This window comes from Streptomyces sp. GC420 (assembly GCF_009916105.1).
Classification (GTDB): Bacteria; Actinomycetota; Actinomycetes; order Streptomycetales; family Streptomycetaceae; genus Streptomyces.
In genome coordinates this window covers 1-15146 of the sequence record NZ_JAAAXQ010000195.1, presented here as the reverse complement: position 1 = coordinate 15146, position 15146 = coordinate 1, and the positions used below count along the sequence as shown (strand labels likewise).

Annotated in this window: 12 protein-coding genes and 2 pseudogenes; 5 read left to right on the top strand and 9 right to left on the bottom strand. The window is 69.3% G+C overall.

Going from position 1 to position 15146, the window contains the following annotated elements:
• Both GUY61_RS40360 and GUY61_RS22740 read right to left on the bottom strand, forming a co-directional pair.
• Positions 1-107, bottom strand: a pseudogene (locus GUY61_RS40360) (zinc-binding dehydrogenase); the annotation flags it as partial.
• A 143-nt stretch (positions 108-250) separates the two neighbouring features.
• Complete coding sequence (locus tag GUY61_RS22740) at positions 251-3472, bottom strand: bifunctional cytochrome P450/NADPH--P450 reductase (RefSeq protein WP_166632085.1); 3222 nt, start codon at positions 3470-3472, stop codon at positions 251-253.
• 137 nt (positions 3473-3609) lie between these two features.
• Here GUY61_RS22740 and GUY61_RS22735 point away from each other — a divergent pair, with 137 nt between their 5' ends.
• On the top strand, positions 3610-4266 hold the full coding sequence (locus GUY61_RS22735) for a TetR/AcrR family transcriptional regulator (protein ID WP_166632084.1): 657 nt from the start codon (positions 3610-3612) through the stop codon (positions 4264-4266).
• A gap of 69 nt (positions 4267-4335) precedes the next feature.
• Here GUY61_RS22735 and GUY61_RS22730 read toward each other — a convergent pair whose 3' ends face one another.
• From GUY61_RS22730 to GUY61_RS22720, 3 genes are all read right to left on the bottom strand, one after another.
• Entirely contained in the window at positions 4336-5571 is a 1236-nt protein-coding gene (locus tag GUY61_RS22730; protein ID WP_166632087.1) for a PP2C family protein-serine/threonine phosphatase, read from the bottom strand.
• 99 nt (positions 5572-5670) lie between these two features.
• Positions 5671-6348 carry an HdeD family acid-resistance protein gene (locus GUY61_RS22725; protein WP_166632083.1) on the bottom strand — a complete coding sequence of 226 codons (678 nt, stop codon included), beginning with the start codon at positions 6346-6348 and terminating at the stop codon, positions 5671-5673.
• Positions 6349-6445: 97 nt separating this feature from the next.
• Positions 6446-7666, bottom strand: a complete 1221-nt coding sequence (locus GUY61_RS22720) for an AI-2E family transporter (protein WP_166632082.1) — start codon at positions 7664-7666, stop codon at positions 6446-6448.
• 588 nt (positions 7667-8254) lie between these two features.
• Between GUY61_RS22720 and GUY61_RS22715 the strand changes: the two genes are divergently transcribed.
• Positions 8255-8671: a hypothetical protein gene (locus tag GUY61_RS22715; protein ID WP_243766675.1), complete on the top strand. Its 417-nt coding sequence runs from the start codon at positions 8255-8257 to the stop codon at positions 8669-8671.
• A 1-nt stretch (position 8672) separates the two neighbouring features.
• On the opposite strand, the pseudogene GUY61_RS40355 reads toward GUY61_RS22715, so the two are convergent.
• Both GUY61_RS40355 and ychF read right to left on the bottom strand, forming a co-directional pair.
• Positions 8673-8983, bottom strand: a pseudogene (locus tag GUY61_RS40355) (ATP-binding protein); the annotation flags it as partial.
• Between the two features lie 647 nt (positions 8984-9630).
• Positions 9631-10719 carry a redox-regulated ATPase YchF gene (gene ychF / locus GUY61_RS22710; protein ID WP_166632081.1) on the bottom strand — a complete coding sequence of 363 codons (1089 nt, stop codon included), beginning with the start codon at positions 10717-10719 and terminating at the stop codon, positions 9631-9633.
• 188 nt (positions 10720-10907) lie between these two features.
• Here ychF and GUY61_RS22705 point away from each other — a divergent pair, with 188 nt between their 5' ends.
• On the top strand, positions 10908-11462 hold the full coding sequence (locus tag GUY61_RS22705; RefSeq protein ID WP_166632080.1) for a DUF6542 domain-containing protein: 555 nt from the start codon (positions 10908-10910) through the stop codon (positions 11460-11462).
• 35 nt (positions 11463-11497) lie between these two features.
• Here the strand turns inward: GUY61_RS22705 and ppgK are convergent, their stop codons facing one another.
• Positions 11498-12241, bottom strand: a complete 744-nt coding sequence (gene ppgK, locus GUY61_RS22700) for a polyphosphate--glucose phosphotransferase (RefSeq protein ID WP_166632079.1) — start codon at positions 12239-12241, stop codon at positions 11498-11500.
• Positions 12242-12374: 133 nt separating this feature from the next.
• Complete coding sequence (locus GUY61_RS22695) at positions 12375-13373, bottom strand: 4-hydroxy-3-methylbut-2-enyl diphosphate reductase (RefSeq protein WP_166632078.1); 999 nt, start codon at positions 13371-13373, stop codon at positions 12375-12377.
• 154 nt (positions 13374-13527) lie between these two features.
• Between GUY61_RS22695 and xseA the strand changes: the two genes are divergently transcribed.
• Both xseA and GUY61_RS22685 read left to right on the top strand, forming a co-directional pair.
• On the top strand, positions 13528-14736 hold the full coding sequence (gene xseA, locus GUY61_RS22690) for an exodeoxyribonuclease VII large subunit (protein WP_166632077.1): 1209 nt from the start codon (positions 13528-13530) through the stop codon (positions 14734-14736).
• 189 nt (positions 14737-14925) lie between these two features.
• Positions 14926-15146: exodeoxyribonuclease VII small subunit (locus tag GUY61_RS22685; protein WP_166632076.1), on the top strand; the 221-nt coding region annotated here is incomplete at its 3' end.

Genomic DNA, 15146 nt, shown 5'->3' with positions numbered 1-15146 from the left:
TTGACCTCGATGAGGACCTCGCCCGGGCCGGGCACGGGGACGGGGACCTCTTCCACGGCGAACTTCTTGCTGTCCAGGTGGAAGCGTCCGGCGAGCATGGTGTCCATGGGGATCTGCTTTCTGTGAGGCTTTCGTGGGCGGCACCGCCCGGCGGTTCGGGCCGGCGGTGCCGGGCGGTTCTGCTGGGAAGGGTGGGACCGGGAGGCGTACGGCCAGGGAGGGGTGCCGCACGCCTCCCGGCGTCTGGGGATCAGGCGAAGACGTCCTGCTGGTAGCGCTCGTCGGCCTCCAGCTGGGCGAGCCACCGCTGGGCGGCCTCGTCGTCGCCGCCGGTGTGCTCGCGGTAGACCGCAGCCAGGGCCTCGCGGACGGCGGGCGCCATACGGCGGCCGTCACCGCAGACGTAGATGTACGCGCCGTCCTGAAGCGCCTGCCACAGCGTGTCGGCGGCGCCCGAGATGGCGTTCTGCACGAACCGGGCCGGGTGGCCGGTCACCGCGGAGAAGGCGGTGTGGACCCGGGCGATGCCGGACAGCTCCCACGTCTCCATCTCGTCCCGGTAGAAGTAGTCGTGCTCCGGGTGGCGGCAGCCGACGAAGACCTGGGACAGGCCCACCTCCGTGCCGTTCTCGTACTGCCGGGCGCGCTCCTCCAGGAAGCCGCGCAGCGGTGCGATGCCCGTGCCGGGGCCGATGAGGATGAGCGGTGCCGTGGGGTCGGCGGGCGGGGCGAAGGTCGGGGAGGGCACGCGGACGTAGCCGTAGACGACGTCTCCGGGCTCCAACCGCGCCATGTAGGAGGAGCAGGTGCCGCGGTACTGGCCGTCGCCGGACAGGGCCGGGCCTTCCAGCAGGCCGACAGTCAGGCGTACCTGGCGCGGATTGGCCAGCGGGGAGGAGGAGATGGAGTAGAAGCGCGGACGGATCGGGCCCGTCATCTCCAGGAAGACCGCGAGCGGGAGTTCGACGGCGGGGAAGCGCTCCAGCAGGGTGAGCACGGAGACGCGCTTGTCGAGGATCTCCTTCTGGTACCGCTCTCCGGCTTCCTCGGTGTCGGCCGTGTACGCCTCCAACTGCGGCCTGGTCCAGGGGCACTCGGTGTACTCGGCCAGGGTCTGTATCTGGGAGCGGGTGGCCAGGTCCTGCAGTTCCAGGAACTCGGTGAGCAGCAGACCCGCGGTGACGGGCGTGCCCACCGGCAGGTGAGTCCGGCCTCCTGCGGGCTGCTCCAGCCGGAGCACCTGGTCGCGGTCGACGCCAAGCCGTGCGAGGGCGCGGTCGACCAGCGCGGGCTCGTTCTTGGCGAAGACGGCCAGGTGGTTGCCGGTGTCGTAGGTGACGCCCTCGGGCAGCTCGATGGTGATCGACTTCGCGGACGGGCGCGGCGGCTCGATGCTGAAGTCCCACAGCCCGGTCGCGTCGGACACGAGCTCCTCGTTGGCCACCACCGTCAGCGGGTATGCCTGCTCGGAGACGATCGCAGGCCGTACGTCCGCCTCGGTCAGCAACTGCACTTCATAGCGCGGGCCGCTGGCCTCGGAGGTGTCGGCGGCGTACTCCTCGGCCAGGGTGGCCCACAGGCCGTCCATCCAGCGACTGGCCATGCCGTCGAAGTCCCCGGCGGCGTCCGCGATGCCGCGCTCGACGAGCGGCGTGGCACCGGCGGCCAGCAGGGCGGACTCGATCCGCTTGGGGAACGCCTGGTAGGTCGCAACCCACTGGGTGTTGCCGGCCCCGAGCAGCGCGAATCGCATCCTGGACAGCGAGCCTTCGGGCAGTCCGGCGGCGATCAGCTCGTCGAAGCGCTGGGCGTTGTCGGGCGCCTTGCCGTTGTAGCTGGCGGCGACGACGACCAGCAGCCCATCGGTGGGCAGGTTGTCGCCCAGCTCGTCCAGGCTCGTCAGCGTGGTGCCGAACCCGGAGCGCTCGCCGCGGTCGGCGATCGTGCGTGCCAGGTCCTCGCACGAGCCCAGGCTGGAGCCGTAGGCGACGGTGAGATTCACGCCGATGCCGCTGACCACGGCCTGCTGCCGCTCGTTGTCGCTCCGGACGTCGGCGGCACCGAAGACGGTCCGCTCCTGGTCCTGGCGGGTGCGTATGACGAGTTCGAAGTCGCCGGGCTTGCGGGTCAGCGCTTCCCGGACGTCCATCTTGTAGTCGTTCGGGTCGGCGAACTTGAACTTCTGCAACACCAGCGCCAGGGCCAGGCGGGCCTCGGTGAGCGCGAACTGCCGGCCGATGCAGGCGCGCACGCCGTTGCCGAACGGCTTGTAGGCGTGCGGGTGCTGCTGCACGCGGTTCTCCGGCAGCCACCGGTCGATGTCGAATTCCTCCGGCCGCTCCCATGCCTTTGGGTGGGTGTGCAGCGGGCCTTCGAGGATGAGGACCTTCGTGCCCTTCTTCAGCTCGTAGCGGCCGCCGATGACCGTGTCCTCCCGCGCCGTCTTGCCGAACAGCGGGATGGGAGCCCACAGGCGCAGGGTCTCCTCCAGGATCCGCGGGATGACGTCCAGCTGCATGATCGTGTCGTAGTCCGGGACGGTGTCGCCGGGCAGCAGGCGGTCCACCTCGGCGTAGGCCTGGGCCAGCACATGCGGGTTGCGCATCAGCGAGTACGTGGCGAAGGACAGCAGGCCGCTGGTGGTCTCGTGGCCAGCGATCAGGAACGTCACCACCTGGTCGCGGACGTTGTCGTCGGTCAGCTGCTTGCCGGTCTCCGGGTCGGTCGCCTCCAGCATCAGGCCCAGCAGGTCCTCCTCGCCGCTGCCCTTCCCCTGGCGGCGCTCCTTGATCACGCTGTCGACCAGGTCCCGCATCAGCTGGATGTTCTCGCCGTACTTCTTGGCGTCGGCCTTGCGCATCTTGGTCATCACCGGCAGTTCCTGGGAGCGCCGCAGCGACTCCACCAGCGCGCCCAGCAGTGCGTTGAGGAAGGGGTGCAGCTCCTCCTTGCCGAAAGAGTCGAACCGGTATCCGAACCCCGTCAGGGCGATGGTGTCCAAGGTCAGCCGGGTGTAGTCGTCGGTGATGTTGACCGGCTGCCCCTCCCTGCCCTCCCACTTGCCCGCCAGGTTCTGCGCGATCTCCAGCATCTGCCTGTAGTAAGCCTTCATGGCGCGCTGGCTGAAGGCCGGCAGGAGGATACGGTGAGCCATTCCCCATTCTTCTTCGTGCTGATGCGCCGTGAACAGGCCCGCGCCCGTGAAGTCCCGGACATGGCTCAGCGGCGTCTTCTCGATCTGCTTGAAGAACCGGGTCTCGTCGCAGACCTCGGCCACCAGGTCCGGGTCAGTGACGAAGACCTGCTCGATGCCGGCGATGTCCAGGCTGAAGATGCCCTCGGGGAACTGCTTGGACAGCTCGGCGAAGTAGGCGAACGGGTTGGTGCCGGGGACCTGCGTGGTGTGGCCGAGGAGGGGGATCCCGCGCGGGGACGGGATGGGACGCAGATCGGTCACGGGTTGCGTGGCCATGGCTTGCTCCTTTGTGCGGAGAAAAGTAGGGGGACGGGCAAGGGCTCTGTGGCATGCCTGGGACGCCGCTGATGGACAGCGAGGCCCCCGGTTTCCATACGTTGTAGGGAACTGTCTACAGTGGTACCATACGACGTATGGAAACTCAAAAGAAGGCACCCCGGGGGACGAGGAAGAGGGACGTACCGCTCACCAAGGACGGCATCTGCGCCAAGGCCCTGGAACTCATCGACGCCGACGGGGTCGAGGCGCTGACCATGCGCAAACTTGCGGCGGCGCTGGACGCGAACCCGATGTCGCTGTACCACCACGTGCCGAACAAGGACGCCGTACTGCGCGGCGTGACCGAACGCGTCGGCTCACAGTTCCGCACACCGGAACGGGAGGATGCCCCCTGGCAGGACCGACTGCGTCAACTGGCGCTGGACTTCCGGGCGCTGGCGCACCGTCACCCCAAGCTGATGGGGTACTCCTTCGGGCGCGCCGACTTCGTCCAGCCGGACGACCCGTTCTGGCGTGGACTCACGGACACCCTCGCCGCCTCGGAGCTGGCCGCTGAGGAGGTCCCGCGCGCCGCCGCCACCCTGCGCGCCGTGTTCACGGGTCTGCTGGTCAGCGAACTGACGGGAGCGCTGCAGCGGTGGAGCACCTTCCCCCCGGCAGCGGCTGGCCCCGAAGGGGAGGAGGCAGCTGGGCCCTCGAACGACGTGATCGACACGATGTTCAACTGCGCGCTGGACGCCGCGATCGCCGGCGTGGAGAACCACCCCGCGCGCACCCGCGAGAGGGGGTGACGGGCGGCAGGTGCGTGTCTCTGATCCCGGCCGGAGCAGCTACGGGAGTGGTCGAGAAGACGCGTGGGGTCATAGGTGGATGATGACGAGAGCGATGTCGTCGGGAGCGCCCCCGGCGACGTCGAGCCGGGCCAGCAGTGCGTCGGCCAGCAGGTCAGGAGGGAGGGTCGGGTCCTGGGCCAGGGCTGTGGTCAGGCGTTCCAGGCCGGCGTCGATGTCCTCGTCGCGGCGCTCGATGAGGCCGTCTGTGTACAGCACGAGGGTGTCTCCCGGGGTATAGGGGAGGCCGGCCTGGGGGCGCGGGACATGGTGCTCGCGTGTGCCGAGTGGCGGGTCGGTGGCCTGGTCCAGCCGTTCACAGGTCCCGTCGGAGTGGAGCAGCACGGGTGGTGGGTGCCCGGCGCTGCTGTAGATGATCAGCCTGCCGCGGGTATCGATGAGTACCTTGACCGCGGTGGCGGCCATCGCACCGTCCACGGAGCGGGCATAGAGGCCGAGGATTTCCAAGGCCTGGGCGGGGCTGGGGATGGCGCGGATGACGGCGCTCAGGGCGCTGCGGAGCATGCCCATGACGGCCGCGGCGTGCAGGCCGTGGCCGACGACATCTCCGACCGCCACGGCATAGCGGTCGGGTGGCAGGTCGACAACGTCGTACCAGTCGCCGCACACGTTGAGTGAGGTCGTCGCGGGCAGGTAGCGCACGGCGATGTTGGTGTGCCGATCCAGGTCGGGGACGGAGAGCATGGCTTCCTGCAGGGTGACGGCGACCCTCTGTTCGCGGGCGTGGGCCCGGCGCAGTTCCTGGTTCAGCCGGTGCAGCTCTCCGGCCCGCGCATACAGCTCGGCAGCAATGCTCTTCGCCCACTCGGTCGACTCCTCGCTGAGCTGACGTGCCCGGGAGGAGTGGACGAAGGCCGTGACGTCCGCTACCTGTTGGATGATCCACTTCACACTACCGTCAGGTCCGCAAATGGGGGTGTGGATCACGGACCACCATCGCTCCTCGAACGCGCCAGGCCGGTCGGGGACGGGAAGGTCGTACCGCTGGAGCACCACGGTTTCCGGTTTCCCGGTGCGCAGAAGCCGGTGGAGTGACACTTTCAGGTTCTGTTCCACGTCGTCGCGGACGCCGCGACTGTCCGGAAGGACGTCGAAGAAGTGCCGCCCGATCAACTCCTCCTCGGTCCTGCCGATGGTCCGCAGGCATGCCGGGTTGACGTAGCGAATCACCAGGTCCGCATCCAGCACCAGGTACGGGCTTGGGGTGGCGTCGAAGAACGCCGTGAGATCGATGTCCGCGGTCATGGTCATCAGGTGCGGTGCAGTCGCTGACCGAGGTGCCCATCCCACTGCACGGGTGCCGCTTCGCCGCGCGTCCGTGGCTGGCCGGTCCGGTGCCGGTGATCAGTGCTGGGGGTGCGGGCGGTGGAACAGGGGCCGCCGATGTGCGGCAGTGCCACCCGGAGCGAGGCGGCCGACTTCGACGCGCGTCCTGATGGCCTGGAACACCTCGACCACTCCCAGGACCACGGCCATGACGCCCACCGCCAGGGTGAGTGCGGCGATCGAGGTGAACGGCGAGACGATCAGCACGATGCCCGCCAGAGTGCTGATGATCCCGTAGAACAGCTGCCAGCCGCGTGCCGGCATGTCCTCGGCGGAGGCCGCCGCAGCCGTCACCATGATGCCGCGCAGCAGCCAGCTGAAGCCGATCCACAGGGCGAGCAGAAAGATCGACTGCAGAGTGCCCCGGAAGCAGATCAGCCCCAGCAGGACGGAGAGCGCACCCGTGAGGAAGTGCAGCACCCGAAGATGCCGGGGGACGTGCGTGCCGAAGGCGGCGGCCAGCTGGAAGACGCCGGTGACCAGCAGGTAGATGCCGAAGAGTACGCCGACGACCCGCAGCGTCTCCTCAGGCCAGGCGAAGACCACGACGCCCAGGGCGATCGTGGCCAGGCCCGTGGTGAGCAGGATCTGCCAGCCCATGTTCGCCAAGGCGCCCAGGCCTTCGGTCAACGGGGCGTCTTGTGGCTCGGTGCCGCGCGGAGGGCCGGTGCCCGGGGAATCGGAGGGATAAGTCATGCCGCTGCCTCCTCCTGGAAAAGCACGGTCGGCAAGTACACCTCCATCGTCACCCACCCGGCTCTGTTTCACCTGGCGGCGGCCTTCGCAAGCCCGGTCAGGAACGGCCGCGGCGGTGCAGCAGGCCACGCAGCCACGCGAGCAGCGACGGGCCACCCCTGCGCGGGTAACGTCGGCCGTTCTGTGCCCGCAGATCATCCGCGACGTCGTACCGCTTCACATACGCACTGAAGAACGTCTGCAACGTGGCCACCACCGGAATGGCCATCAGCGTGCCGGCCACACCGAGCAGCGCGGTGCCCGCGATCACGGAGCCGAAGGCCACCGCCGGATGGATGTCCACTGTTTTGGACGTGAGTTTCGGCTGGATCAGATAGTTCTCGAACTGCTGATAGACCACGACGAAGACCAGCACCCACACCGCGTACCAGGGGTCGACGGCGAACGCGGCCAGGATGGGCACGGCCCCGGCCAGATAGGTGCCGATGACCGGGATGAACTGCGACACCACCCCCACCCACACGGCGAGCGCAGGGGCATACGGCACACCCAGCACCGCCAGCATGACGAAGTGGGCGACCGCGGAGATCAGGGCCATCAGCCCCCGGGAGTAGAGGTATCCGCTCGTCTTGTCGACCGCGATCTCCCAGGCCCGCAGCACCTCGGTCTGCTTGGCCGGTGGCAGCAGCGAGCACAGCGCGCGGCGCAGCCGGGGGCCGTCCACGGCGAAGTAGAAGGCGAACAGGAAGATCGTCAGCAGCCGGAACAGACCGCCCAGCACAGAAGCCGAGAAGTCGAACACACCGCCCGCGCTCTTCTGCACGTACGTCCGCAGCCAGTCCGGGCGCAACACCCGGCCCTGAATGTCGACCCGCGAAAGATCCGTGTTGAACGTCCGGTTGATCCAGCCGATGAGGGAGTCGAAGTACCGCGGGAAGTGCTCGACGATGCCGCTGATCTGGCCCGCCAGGAACGAGCCGAACAGCACGAAGAACCCCGCCACCCCGAGGACCACGGCGAGACACACCAGAAGGGCGGCCAGGCCCCGGCCAATCCCCCGCGCCACCATCCGGCCGATCGGCGGCTCGATTCCCAGCGCCAGGAAAGACGCGATCAGAATGCCGACCAGCAGACCAGTAAGCCGGTGGAACGCCCAGCTGCCGAGCTGGAATGCGGCCACCAGGGCAAGCGCAAGCACCATGGCACGCGGCAGCCACCGGGGCATCCGGGCGGCACCCCCCGCCTCTGCGGCCTCGCCTTCGGAAGGCGGGGGCCCTTCAGGCGGCTGCGGCTCCTGGCCGGGGTCCGGGGGCGTCATCGACGGTCGCAGGGGAGGCAAAGGGGCGCAACAGCCCGTCGGGCGGCCTTGGATGCACCGAACGGAGGGGACACCTGCCGAGTCGACCGGCTGACCACCAGCTCGGACACGTGTCGGCGGGAGAACACGCCGGTCACCGGCGTACCGTCGTGCCCCGGCTCGCGAGTGCGCATGAACGACGGTTCCAGCACAGGCGCGTGGGTGTCCGACCGGCCACAGGTCAACGGTCCATACAGAACAGACAGTTCCGGCGGGATTCCGACATCTTCCGGTCTATTGACCATCACCCTTCTTGTCTAACCGCTGTCGCACCCCCGCGCATGTCCGCGGCGCCGCTGACCGAGACCGGCGGCGTGCAACAGCGCGGCATATCCGGTCACGCTAGTGAGAGCGCATCACAGGAGGCTCAGTCCGCCGATCAGGCCCCGGTGACGAGCCGAACTGGGTGTGGTGACGGCCACGTCCCACACTGACCCGACTTGTCCGCCGCCATGGCGCTGCCTCGCGAGTAGCAGGCGCCCGCCGGATATGTTCGAATTGATGAGAATCCTCCTTTAGAGCAATCGGAAGGGCAGGACCATGACGCAGATGACGGACCGCATCACCCAACTGACGGATTGGTCGAAGCACGCACAAGAGCAGGTGCAGAGTGCCATCGCCAAGGACCAGGAGGATCTGGCGGCCGCGATCGAACAGGTTGAGCGGGAAACGAAAGAGCGGGCAGAGCAACTCCGCCGTGAGGGAGCCGAGCAGAAGGCCGCTGCCGCTGCGTCACTGGAAGAGGCCAGGAACAAGTGGCAGGAGCACGTAGCGAAGGTCAAGAGCCAACTCCAGGAGCGCAAGGGCGAGCTTGACGTGAAGCGTGCCGAGCTCAAGGCGGATGATGCGGAGGGGTACGCGTCGTTCGCGATCGACTTCGCCGGCTCCGCGATCCTGGAGGCGGAATACGCTGCACTGGAGGCGGTGCGGGCCCGTACGGAAGCCGAAGCTCTGGCCGGCAGGTAGGCGGGGCGTCGCCGTAGCGCTGGAAAGGTGCGAAGACGCGGTCCTTGGCCTCGTCGGGGACGCCCGGTCCGCGGTCCACGACACGGAGTTCGACCCGGTCGGCGATGGCGCCGGCCGCCCCACCAGCACGGGCTCGCCCTCAGGGCTGTACGTGATCGCGTTCGCAGGGCTCGGGGATGTCCAGGTCGACGTCTCGTCGGGCTCCGGGGTTCCGCCCAGGGCCAGCGGGACCGCCTCGTCCAGGTCGATCTCGCGGATGAGCGGGGCGAGGGTGGCGGTCTGCAGGCAGGACAGCCGCGCACAAGCGCCCATGCCCGTCACGGCAGCCTCACCGCGCGCGGGGGTTCAGTCCGGCGCGTCCAACGACACCCGAGAGGGCGCCATTGGCAGCTGTCTCGACATGCCGCGCGAGCAAAGTCACCTCCCGGCCCGGGCACGGCTCACTGGAACACGCGCCATCGGTGCTCAGGTTCAGCCAGAGCAGGCCAGCAAGCAGCAAGAAGACACCTCGTACATGTACTTCCGAGTGCATCAGAATCCGAGATGTCTGCTGCAGAGAGGCCTTGGACCGCACACCCCGATCACTTGTTCACGTTCGGAACAAACGGCACCAGCCGACTTCGCCCCTCGACACCAACCGCGGCGCAAATGCGCAGGTCAGCGCCGTGTGCACCACAGCCATGTTTTGTGGCTCCTGCCCAGGGCCCGAGCTTGCGGCCAAACGCCGAGCGTGCAGCCTCTACCCGGGTTGCCGTCGACACCCGCCGCGACGGCCCACACTACTTCTGCAGACCGCCGTTCCGGGGGAACAGAACCATCACTGGCACCAGGCACCCGTAGCAACCCGTCGGCCATGGACCGATCCAGCACCGCCACGAAAACGGGGTCGGACCCCAATGGGCCCGACCCCGCGCGACCTGCACGTTTGCCATATCAGCAATTGCGTGCTATTTCACCCGCTACACGTTGAAGCGGAACTCCACCACGTCGCCGTCCTGCATGACGTAGTCCTTGCCCTCCATGCGGGCCTTGCCCGCCGCGCGGGCGTCGGCGACGGAGCCGGTCTCCACCAGGTCGTGGAAGGAGATGACCTCGGCCTTGATGAAGCCCTTCTGGAAGTCGGTGTGGATGACACCGGCGGCCTCGGGGGCGGTGGCGCCCTTCTTGATGGTCCAGGCGCGGGCTTCCTTGGGGCCGGCCGTGAGGTACGTCTGCAGGCCCAGCGTGTTGAAGCCGACACGGGCGAGGGTGGCGAGGCCGGGCTCGTCCTGGCCGACGGACTGGAGGAGTTCGAGGGCCTCGTCCTCGTCGAGCTCGGCGAGGTCCGCCTCCAGCTTGGCGTTGAGGAAGATCGCCTCGGCCGGGGCCACCAGGGCACGCTGCTCGTTCTTGAAGTCCTCGTCGATCAGCTCGTCCTCGTCGACGTTGAAGACGTACAGGAACGGCTTCGACGTCAGCAGGTGCAGATCGTGCAGCGGGGCGTCCTTCTCGCCGCCCTGGACGATGCCGGCCGAGAAGAGGGTCTGGCCGGACTCCAGGATCGCCTGGGCCTCCTCGACCGCCTTGACCTTCGGCGCCACGTCCTTCTTGATCCGGGACTCCTTCTGGAGGCGCGGGAGGACCTTCTCGATGGTCTGGAGGTCGGCGAGGATCAGCTCGGTGTTGATCGTCTCGATGTCGTCCTTCGGCGAGACCTTGCCGTCGACGTGCACGACGTTCTCGTCCTTGAAGGCCCGGATGACCTGGCAGATCGCGTCGGACTCACGGATGTTCGCCAGGAACTTGTTGCCCAGGCCCTCGCCCTCGCTCGCGCCGCGCACGATACCGGCGATGTCGACGAAGTCCACGGTCGCCGGGAGGATGCGCTGCGAGCCGAACACCTCGGCGAGCTTCACCAGCCGGGCGTCGGGGACGCCGACCACGCCGACGTTGGGCTCGATGGTGGCGAACGGGTAGTTGGCCGCCAGCACGTCGTTCTTGGTCAGGGCGTTGAACAGGGTCGACTTGCCGACATTCGGCAGACCGACGATTCCGATCGTGAGCGACACGTTGCGACTTCCCGTATGGAGGGCCGGAGGGCTGTGGAGCGGCCCCCGAATGGGTGGGCCGATCCACCAGTCTACGGGGGCGCCGCGGACCCCCGCGGGCACAGCCCGGCATCGAACGCCTGAGCAAGCTCGACCAAAGGGCGTGTCCAAGGCCGGTGATCTCCCGGTGCGCCGCCTAGGTTGGTTCGGTGGAGCAACACAGGACTCGTCGACCGCAGCCGCCCCGGCCGCGTCCGATCCCGCGGCAGGGCCCGCGCCCCCGCGCCGAGACGGTGCCGGAGCGGCGTCCCGCCCCGCGGGCCGAGGCACGGCCCGGGCCCCGGCCCGCCCGCGGCCGCCTGCCGGCGCCGCGGCTCACGGCGCTGGGCGGTGGGATCCTCACCTCGCTGGCGATGCTGGTCGTCGGCCTGCTCGACCTGCTGCTGCTCGGCGGCTCCCCGGTGGCGTACGGGCTGCTCTTCCTGCCCGTCTGCGCCGCCTGCGCGCTGTGGATGCGGCCGGCGGACCTGGTGGCCGCGCCGGTCAGCGTGCCGATCGCCTTCGCGGTCGGCGCCGTGCCGGTCTCCGGCGGGACGGGCGGGCTCGGCGGGCACGTCATGGCGCTGGTGACGGCGCTCGCCGTACAGGCCGGCTGGCTGTACGGCGGAACGCTGGTCGCCGGGGTGATCGTGACCGTCCGCAAGGTGCGGCTGATGACCGCCCGCAGGGCACGGGGCAGGGCCGCTCAGATGCGCGGGGCGTAGCGGCGCCCCGTCGGCTACGCCGCGGCCGGGGTGTCTCAGACCCGGCCGGCCGCCGCCATCGCCGCGCCCACGATGCCCGCGTTGTTCTGCAGCTGCGCCGGCACCATCTCCGCCCTGATGCCCTCGACGAGCGGCAGGAACTTCTCCGACTTGCGGCTGACGCCGCCGCCGATGATGAACAGCTCGGGCGAGAACAGCATCTCGATGTGGGCCAGGTAGGTCTGCACGCGGTGTGCCCACTGCGACCAGCTGAGGTCCTCGTCCTCCTTGGCCTTGCTGGAGGCGTGCTTCTCCGCGTCGTGGCCGTGCAGCTCGACATGGCCCAGCTCGGTGTTGGGCACAAGGTGACCGTTCACGAAGACAGCGCTGCCGATGCCCGTGCCGAACGTCAGCATGATGACGGTGCCCGTGCGGCCGCGGCCGGCGCCGAAGGTCATCTCGGCGATCCCTGCGGCGTCGGCGTCGTTGAGGACCGTCACCGGCAGCCCGCCCAGCCGGTCGCCGAGCAGCCGGGCGGCGTCGGTGTCGATCCAGCCCTTGTCGACGTTGGCCGCCGTGCGGGTGACGCCCGAGGTGACGACGCCGGGGAAGGTGACGCCCACCGGCCCGGACCATCCGAAGTGGTCGACGACTTCCTTCACGCAGCCCGCCACGTCGTCCGGCGTGGCCGGCTGGGGCGTCAGCACTTTGTGACGGGGCTGTGCCAGGTCCCCCCGACCCAGGTCCACGGGCGCGCCCTTGATCCCGGATCCGCCGATGTCCACGCCGAAGATCTCCATGGACTCTACGTTACGACGATCGACGGACAGTCACGCACCACAGGGAGGAAGTGATCAGCTTTTGATCACTTCTTCAACGGACTTCTCCGGTCACATCCCGCCGGTCGCTTCCCGCCGGTCGCTTCCCGCCGGTTCACTTCCCGTCGACCAGGGAGGCCGCCTCGGAGCGCAGGTCGCGGCGCAGTTCCTTGGGCAGCGAGAAGGTGATGGACTCCTCAGCCGCCTTGACGATCTCGACGTCCTCGAAGCCGTGCCGCGACAGCCACTCCAGGACCTCCTCGACCAGTACCTCGGGCACGGAGGCGCCGGAGGTCACGCCGACGGTGCGCACCTCGTCGGTCAGCCAGGCCTCGTCGATCTCGGAGGCGAAGTCCACCAGGTGCGCGTCCTTCGCGCCCGCGCCCAGGGCGACCTCGACGAGCCGCTTGGAGTTGGAGGAGTTCTGCGAGCCGACGACGATGACCAGGTCGGCGTCGGCGCCCATCTGCTTGACGGCGATCTGCCGGTTCTGCGTGGCGTAGCAGATGTCGTCGCTGGGCGGGGAGACGAGCTGCGGGAACTTCTCCTTCAGCCTGTCGACCGTCTCCATGGTCTCGTCGACGGAGAGGGTGGTCTGGGAGAGCCAGACGACCTTCGACTCGTCGCGGACGGTGACGCTCGCGACGTCCTCCGGACCGTCGACGAGGGTGATGTGGTCGGGGGCCTCGCCGGACGTCCCGATGACCTCCTCGTGGCCCTCGTGGCCGATCAGGAGGATGTCGTAGTCCTCCTGGGCGAAGCGGACGGCCTCCTTGTGGACCTTGGTCACCAGGGGGCAGGTCGCGTCGATGGTCGCGAGCTTCCGCTCGGCGGCCTCCTCATGGACGATCGGCGCCACGCCGTGCGCGGAGAACATCACGATGGAGCCCTCGGGGACCTCCGCCGTCTTGTCGACGAAGATCGCGCCCTTCTTCTCCAGGGTCTGCACGACGTACTTGTTGTGCACGATCTCGTGGCGGACGTAGATCGGCGCCCCGTACTGCTCCAGGGCCTTCTCGACGGCGATCACGGCACGGTCCACGCCCGCGCAGTAGCCGCGGGGAGCGGCGAGCAGGACGCGGCGAGCGGAGGGCGCGGGAGGCGTGTCAGTCATGCCCACCATCGTAAGGCCGGGCGCTCCCGCCCCGAGATCACCGGGGCGGGGGCGGAGCCGCCGGGGACAAGGGGACAAAGGGGCAAGCGGCAAAGGAGTCCCGGTGAGGCACGTGTACGGTCCGCTGTCGGCGGTGGCCGTTACGCTCGGGCCCATGGCTCTCAACACTTCACCCGAGTCGCCGATCCCCGTCGGCGAGGTGTCACGGCTCATCGGGGGCTGGATCGACCGGCTGGGCGCGGTGTGGGTCGAGGGGCAGATCACCCAGCTGTCGCGGCGCCCGGGGGCCGGGGTGGTGTTCGTGACGCTCCGGGACCCGTCGTACGACATCTCACTGAGCGTCACGTGCTACCGCCAGGTGTTCGACTCGGTCGCGGACATCGTGTCCGAGGGCGCGCGGGTGGTCGTGTTCGCGAAGCCGGAGTGGTACGCGCCGCGCGGGCAGCTGTCGCTGCGGGCCACGGAGATAAGGCCGGTCGGGATCGGCGAGCTGCTGGCCAGGCTGGAGCAGCTGAAGAAGTCGCTGGGCCGCGAGGGACTGTTCGCGGCGGACCGCAAGAAGCCGCTGCCGTTCCTGCCGCAGCTCATCGGCCTGGTGTGCGGGCGGGCCTCGGCGGCGGAGCGCGACGTCATAGAGAACGCCCGGCACCGCTGGCCCGCGGTGCGCTTCGAGGTGCGCAACGTCCCCGTGCAGGGGGTGCACGCCGTCCCGCAGGTGGTGCAGGCCGTCAAGGAACTCGACGAGCTCGACGAAGTCGACGTGATCATCGTGGCGCGGGGCGGCGGCAGCGTGGAGGACCTGCTGCCGTTCTCGGACGAGCAGCTGGTGCGCGCGGTGGCCGCGTGCCGTACGCCGGTGGTGTCCGCGATCGGGCACGAGCCCGACTCTCCGCTGCTGGACCTGGTGGCCGACCTCAGGGCGTCCACGCCGACCGACGCCGCGAAGAAGGTCGTGCCGGACGTGTCCGAGGAGATCCGGCGGGTCGAGCTGTTGCGGGAGCGGGCTCTGCGCGCGGCGCGGTCCGTGATCGAGCGCGAGGAGCGCGGGCTGGCGCACGCGCTGGCCCGGCCGTGCATGGAGCGGCCGGCGCGGATGGTCGAGGAGCGCGAGGAGCAGATCGAGTCGCTGGTCGGGCGCAGCAGACGCTGTCTGCGGCACCTGCTGGACCGTGCGGACTCGGAGCTGGCGCACACCCGGGCGAGGGTGGTGTCGCTCTCCCCGGCGGCGACGCTGGAGCGCGGCTACGCGGTGCTCCAGCGCGCGGACGGGCATGTGGTGCGGTCGGCCGGGGAGGTGGCGCCGGGCGAGGAGCTGCGGGCCAGGGTCGCGGAGGGCGAGTTCGGGGTGCGGGTCGCCGACTGAGTCCCGGTTCCGCCGGCGGGCCCCGCGCCGCCGTGGAGGCGCGGGAGTGCCCGGCAGGGCACGGTGGCGGCCGTCCGGGTTCCGGCCGCCGGGGTGGCACCCCTTCTTTTCCGACGCGTTCGAAGCGCGTTTTTCGACGCACCGGTTCGCGGACGGACCGGTGCACAGGGTTGGGAGATACGGAGAGACATGGGCGAGACGGATGTCCGGCAGGAGTCCACGCTCGGGTACGAGCAGGCGCGGGACGAACTGATCGAGGTGGTGCGCCGGCTGGAGGCGGGTGGCACGACGCTCGAGGAGTCGCTGGCGCTGTGGGAGCGTGGCGAGGAACTGGCGAAGGTGTGCAGGCGCTGGCTGGAGGGGGCGCGGGCACGCCTGGACGCGGCCCTCGCACAGGAGGAGGGGGCTGT

Excerpts from the sequence above, each read along its gene's own strand:
- GUY61_RS22740 (WP_166632085.1), bottom strand. The coding sequence starts at position 3,472 with ATGGCCACGCAACCCGTGACCGATCTGCGTCCCATCCCGTCCCCGCGC.
- GUY61_RS22735 (WP_166632084.1), top strand. The coding sequence starts at position 3,610 with ATGGAAACTCAAAAGAAGGCACCCCGGGGGACGAGGAAGAGGGACGTA.
- GUY61_RS22730 (WP_166632087.1), bottom strand. The coding sequence starts at position 5,571 with ATGACCGCGGACATCGATCTCACGGCGTTCTTCGACGCCACCCCAAGC.
- GUY61_RS22725 (WP_166632083.1), bottom strand. The coding sequence starts at position 6,348 with ATGACTTATCCCTCCGATTCCCCGGGCACCGGCCCTCCGCGCGGCACC.
- GUY61_RS22720 (WP_166632082.1), bottom strand. The coding sequence starts at position 7,666 with ATGACGCCCCCGGACCCCGGCCAGGAGCCGCAGCCGCCTGAAGGGCCC.
- GUY61_RS22715 (WP_243766675.1), top strand. The coding sequence starts at position 8,255 with ATGACGGACCGCATCACCCAACTGACGGATTGGTCGAAGCACGCACAA.
- ppgK (WP_166632079.1), bottom strand. The coding sequence starts at position 12,241 with ATGGAGATCTTCGGCGTGGACATCGGCGGATCCGGGATCAAGGGCGCG.
- GUY61_RS22695 (WP_166632078.1), bottom strand. The coding sequence starts at position 13,373 with ATGACTGACACGCCTCCCGCGCCCTCCGCTCGCCGCGTCCTGCTCGCC.
- xseA (WP_166632077.1), top strand. The coding sequence starts at position 13,528 with ATGGCTCTCAACACTTCACCCGAGTCGCCGATCCCCGTCGGCGAGGTG.